Origin of the sequence: Lentzea indica (assembly GCF_012184385.1) — a bacterium.
GTDB classification, from domain to species: domain Bacteria; phylum Actinomycetota; class Actinomycetes; order Mycobacteriales; family Pseudonocardiaceae; genus Lentzea; species Lentzea indica.
The window spans coordinates 1-5808 of the sequence record NZ_VSRL01000390.1; the positions used below are offsets into that span (position 1 = coordinate 1).

Here is a 5808-nt window from a genome sequence, read left to right on the forward strand (position 1 = left end):
CGGACACCTTGGGCTTCCTCCTCGCCGAGAAGCCGCATCGCTTGGCGCACAACGCGTCCCGCTCGCTGCTCCGGCTCGGTGACCGCGGTCGTGCCGTCCTCGCGAACGTGGCGGGCGGCAGCCTCGGCCCGGCTGCCACCGCACACGCCGTCGAGGCGCTGGCGTGGGACCAGATCACCCACACGCGTCTGGCCGCGACGGCCAGGAGTCACCCATGATCACGCCGGCCGCCGGCACACCCGCGGGGGCGGTGTGATCCTGAACGCCGTCGAGGTCGCAGGCCTCGTGGCGGCCTGCTACTTCCTCCTGATCAACTGCAGCTACGTCGTGTTCCTGTCGGTCGCGGCGGTCGAGTTCGCGAGGGAGGGCAGGCGCAAACCGTTCCTGGCCGCCGACGAGCTGTACTCCGGCTCGTTGACCACCGCCGTGTCGGTGCTGATGCCCGCGCACAACGAGGAGGCGGGCATCGTTGAGGCGGTGCGGGCCATGCTCGCCCTGCGCTACCCCGTGTTCGAGGTCGTCGTCATCGACGACGGTTCCACGGACGAGACGTTCGCCCGGCTCGAAGCCGAGTTCCAGCTCGTGAGCCTGCCCGCCGTCGTCTCCGACGAGCTGCCGCAGCGGGGTGTCGTGCGTTCGGTGCACGTTCCCGCCGTCCGTGCGATCCCGCTCGTGGTGGTGCGTCAGGACAACGGAGGGAAGACCCGTGCGCTGAACACCGGGCTGTGCCTCGCCCGGCACCCGCTGGTGTGCATGGTCGACGCGGACTCCATTTTGGACCCGGACGCCCTGATGAGCGTGTCCAGGCCGTTCCTCGACGACCCGCTCCGGGTCGTCGCCGCCGGTGGCGCCGTCCGGGTCGCCAACGGGTGCCGGGTGGTGGCCGGCCGGCTGGTCGACGTGCGGATGCCGACGCGCCTGCTGCCCGCGATCCAGGCCGTGGAGTACCTGAGGGTCTTCCTGCTCGGCCGCACCGCGTGGTCGCGGTTCAACGGCCTGCTCGTGATCTCCGGAGCGTTCGGGCTGTTCCGGCGGGACGTCGTCGTGGCAGTGGGCGGCCTCGACCCGGACTGCATGAGCGAAGACGCGGAGCTGGTGGTGCGGATCCACCGGAGGATGCGGGACGAGGGACGGGATTACCGGATCGTGTTCGTGGCCGAACCGGTGTCGTGGACGGAGGTTCCGGACACCGCGCTGGTGCTCGCTCGTCAGCGGAAGCGGTGGCACCGCGGCCTCACCGAGATCCTGCTGAAGCACCGGCGCATGATCGGCAACCCGAGATACGGCGTCGTGGGGCTGCTCACGTTGCCCTACCACATGCTGTTCGAGCTGATCACCCCGCTGGTCGAGTTCGTGGCGGTCCTCGTGCTGGTGCTCGGCCTCTCGACGGGAGCGATCACCCTGTCGTTCGCGGTGTCCCTCACGGCGGCGGCGTACGGCTTCGCATTCCTGATCTCCGTCTTCGCGCTCACCGTCGAGGAGTACTCGTTCCGCCGTTACCACCGATGGGCGGACCTCGGGATGGCGCTTCTCGCGGCGCTCGCGGAGAACATCGGCTACCGGCAGCGGACCGCACGGTGGCGAACGTGGGGCATGTGGGCGGCGCTGCGCCAGTCCGAGCGCTCATGGGGAGTCATGACCCGGCGCGGATTCGACGTTCCGGCACCCCGAGGAGGCCAACGGACATGAGTTCAGGACCATCTTTCCGGCGCTTGCTCGTGCTCACGTTCGGGCCGCTCGTGGCCGTCGTCCTGGTCCTGCTCGCGCTCGGCGCGGGAGCCGTCTCGGTGGCCGCGAGCTCCGTGGAGGAGCTGACGTCCCGCGTGCAGCCGATGCAGCAGCTGAACTTCGAGCTGCGCGGGATCATGCTGGACAGCTCCCGGGGCCTGCGCGGGTACACCTACAGCGGCGACGTGGCGCTCGTTGAGGCCTACGACAGCGGTCATCAGAACTACGTTCGGGTGAAGGACGAGCTGGTCCGGCTCGCCGAGGTGGGTGAGCAGCGGCCGGCGCGCAGCGTGGCCGAGCTGGCCGACCGGTGGTTCGCCATGACGGCCGCCGTCCGAGCAGCCGAGCCGGGAACGGCGGACACGCCGGCGCGGCTGGTGGCCGGTGCGGCTGTGATCGACGAGTTTCTCGAGACCAGCACCCGGCTCGCCGAGGGCCTCGAGGCCCAGAGCGCCTCGTTGCGGCAGAGCAGCGCCGCCACCCGCCGTCAGGCGATGGTCGCCCTGATCAGCTGTGGCGCCGTCGCCGTCCTGCTGGCGACAGGATCGGCGATCACCACCGTGCAGCGGCTCGGCAGGTCGATCGCCGCTCTGCGGAACACGGTCACGAGGTGGGAAGGGGGTGACGCGCTGGCGCGCATACCGGAACAAGGGATCGCGGAGCTCCAACAGGTCGCCCGTTCCATCAACGCGCTGGCCGACGAGGCCGCCAAGCTGCACGAGGTGGAGCAGGAACGGCAGCGCCACCGGGAGATCGCCGCCGACATCGGTATGAGCATCCGGGAGCATCTTGACGTCGACGCCGTCATCGAGCTGGCGGCCTCCGAGATCGGGCAGCACTTCGGCGTCGAGCGGGTCTGCGTCTGGCTGGCGGAAGGCGAACCCGAGGACACCTCCGCGGACCTCGTCACGCCGGAGTGGCATCGGCCGGAGCTCGCTCCACTGGGATCGTCGCTCGCCACGCAGGACCGCTCGCTGCCGATGGCGCCGCTGCGCAGGTTGTACGCGGGCCGTCGCTCCCTGGAGGTGGACCACGCCGACGAGGCCGGGAGACTGGGGCTGCCTGCCGCCCTGAGGGATCGCTCGGTGCTGGTCCTGCCTCTCGGGCGAGGGGAGAGCGTGTTGGGAGCGCTGGTCGTCGCCCGCTCCGGCGGCGGCTGGCCTGCGGTCGAGGTCGACGCGCTCGAGCACATCGCAGCCGATCTCGCCCGCGGCGTCGACCAGGCACGGCTGTACCAGGAGCAGCAGTTGCTCGTTCGGGAGCTGCGGGCGCTGGACCGCAACAAGACCGAGTTCGTGTCGAACGTCTCCCACGAGCTGCGCACTCCGATGACCAGCATCGCCGGATACGTGGAGCTGTTGCGCGATGGTGCCGGCGGCACGATCAACGGCAGTCAGCGCAAGATGCTGGACGTCGTCCACCGCAACATGACGCGCCTGCGGGGGCTCATCGAGGAACTGCTCCTGCTCGCCAAGCTCGAGTCGGACACGGTCACCATGGCCGAGAAGCCCGTCGACGTGGGTGAGCTCGTCGACGGTGTCGTCCAGGCGTTGCGGCCCGCCGCGGACGTGGGCGGAGTTCACCTGGATCACGAGAACGCCGGGGGACTGGTGGTGTGCGGCGACGCGGCACAGCTCGACCGGGTGCTGACCAACCTGCTGTCGAACGCGGTCAAGTTCACCCCGGCCGGAGGTGACGTGCGGGTGACCTCACGCCGGTGTGGTGGCGGCTGGGTCGAGGTGAAGGTGAGTGACACCGGCATGGGTGTTCCGAAGGCCGAGCAACACGCCATGTTCACCCGGTTCTTCCGGGCGAGCAACGCGACCGAGCAGGCGATTCCCGGTTCCGGCCTGGGACTCGCGATCGCGCGGCAGATCGTGCGCAGGCATGGTGGGCAGGTCTCGCTCACCTCCACGGAGGGCGTGGGTACGACGGTGACCGTGCTCCTGCCCGACGGCTGGACAGGAGAAACCCCGTGAACAGGACGTCGACGACCCGGCCGCCCGCAGTGACCGGGCAGGCGTTCAACGGAGCGGTGCTCGTCGCCGCCACGCTCGGCCAGGTCCCGATCGCGGGCGTCGCGCTGCTCGAAGCCGGTGAGCTGAGCCTGCACGACGTGCGGGGCATGCCGCACGGCCAGGAGGAGCTGCTGCCGTTGTGCAGGCAGACCTTGGAAGCCGACGACCTGGTCATGTTCGCCCGGGCACGACGATCCGCGGGCCGGGCCGTCCACTTCTACGCGGGCGTGCCCCTGCGCGGCGACGACCGGCGGCCGGCCGGCGTGCTGTTCATCGCCGCCCGCGACATCCGGCACCTCGACCACGGTGCGCGGGACGCGTTGCTGGCCTTGGGGTGCCAGGTCGAGCGCGAGCTCGGTGCCGGGCGAGCGGCGCAGGCGGTCGAGGTGCGCAGCCGTCTGGTGTCGATGGCGCACGGGGCGTCCGTCCTGGACGAGGTGCTTCAGCTCTGCCTGGACGAGGTGTGCACCCACGCCGGGTGGCCGTTCGGGCACGCCTGCGTCCCCGCCGGCGACGGCACCGGCGAGCTGGTGTCGGCGAAGTTGTGGCACGGCGCGGACGAGGGCTGTTTCGGGCGGCTGCGGGACGTCCTGGCGGAGACCAGGGTGTCGCCCGGCACCGGTCTGAGCGGTGAGGCGGCGGCCACCCTCCGTCCGAAGTGGATGGACGACCTCGGCCTCACCGAACTCGGAGCGGGCAGTGGGTTCGCGTTCCCCGTGCACACCGAGGACGGGGTGATCGCCGTGCTGGAGTTTTTCGACCCCGACGTCCGCCGTCCTGGCCCGCGCGTGCTCGACCTGGTCACCGACCTCGGGCGAGAGGTGGGTCTCGCCGCCGCGCGCATGTCCGACCGCGCGGAGCTGGTGCGGAGCCAGACGACGTTGCGGGAGACCGTGCACCGGCTGCAGACGGTCATCGGCACCGCGCACGACGCGTTCGTCGCGCTGGACGAGGACGGTTGCGTCACCGAGTGGAACGCCGCGGCCGAGCGGATGTTCGGCTGGCCGCGCGCCGTCATCATGGGCAGGCTCCTCGCGGACACCGTTGTGCCGGAACGGTTCCGCGCCGACCACGTGGCCGGAATGACGCGTCTCAAGGCCACCGGTGAATCAACCGTGCTCGGTGAGCAGATCGAGCTCGCCGGTCTGCACCGTGACGGCAGGGAGTTCCCGATCGAGCTGTACGTCTGGCAACCGGTGCCGACCGGCCCCTACCGCTTCAACGCCTTCATCAAGGACATCAGCGAGCGCAAGGAAGCCGAACGCGTTCTGCGCGACGCGTACGCGCGGGAGCAGGAGATGGTCGAGGAGTTGCGCGGACTCGATCGGGTCAAGACGGACTTCATCGCCAACGTGTCCCACGAGCTGCGCACGCCCCTGACGAGCATCTCCGGCTACCTGGAGCTGCTGGTGGACGGCGTCGCCGGAGACCTGACCGACGAGCAGCGGGAGATGACGTCGATCATCCAGCGCAACACCGGCCGGCTGTTGCGGCTCGTCGAGGACATCCTGACCGTCGGCAAGATCGACTCCGGCCAGTTCCAGCCCTCCGTCGAGCCGACGGAGCTCGGCACGCTCGTGGAGGCCGTCGTCGAGAGCGTCGAACCGGCCGCGATCAGGAAGGCGATCACCCTTGTCCGCCAGGTCGGGCCCGACCCGATCATGGTGCTGGCGGACCCGAACCAGCTCGACCGTGCGCTGCTCAACGTGCTGAGCAACGCGGTCAAGTTCACCCGGGCCGCGGGCTCGGTGGCGATCCGGGTGCGGCGCGTCGGCACCGAGGCGCGGATCACCGTGGCGGACACCGGGATCGGTATCGCGCAGGACGAGCTGCCGAAGTTGTTCAGCCGCTTCTTCCGATCGACGCTCGCCATCGAGCACGAGATCCAGGGCACCGGACTGGGGCTCGCCATCGTCAAACACATCGTGGAGAGGCACGGCGGCGACATCTCCGTGGCGTCCCGGCCAGGCGAGGGAACGATGGTGACCATCGTCCTTCCGGTCGACTCCGAGGCGGAATCGCCGCAACCGTAGAGCAACCGGGTGTGACCGGGTCGCGCTAC

Annotated in this window: 4 protein-coding genes; all 4 read left to right on the forward strand. The window is 70.1% G+C overall.

Features of this window, described 5'->3' with window-relative positions:
- Window positions 1-218: hypothetical protein (locus FXN61_RS46650; protein WP_167980219.1), on the forward strand; the 218-nt coding region annotated here is incomplete at its 5' end.
- A gap of 34 nt (window positions 219-252) precedes the next feature.
- Window positions 253-1689, forward strand: coding sequence for a glycosyltransferase family 2 protein (locus tag FXN61_RS46655; protein WP_167980220.1), 1437 nt, complete (start codon window positions 253-255; stop codon window positions 1687-1689).
- Window positions 1686-3707: a GAF domain-containing sensor histidine kinase gene (locus FXN61_RS46660; protein ID WP_167980221.1), complete on the forward strand. Its 2022-nt coding sequence runs from the start codon at window positions 1686-1688 to the stop codon at window positions 3705-3707. The genes FXN61_RS46655 and FXN61_RS46660 overlap by 4 nt, the downstream gene beginning before the upstream one ends.
- On the forward strand, window positions 3704-5779 hold the full coding sequence (locus tag FXN61_RS46665) for an ATP-binding protein (protein WP_167980222.1): 2076 nt from the start codon (window positions 3704-3706) through the stop codon (window positions 5777-5779). Before FXN61_RS46660 ends, FXN61_RS46665 begins: the two co-directional genes overlap by 4 nt.
- Window positions 5780-5808 lie beyond the last annotated feature (29 nt).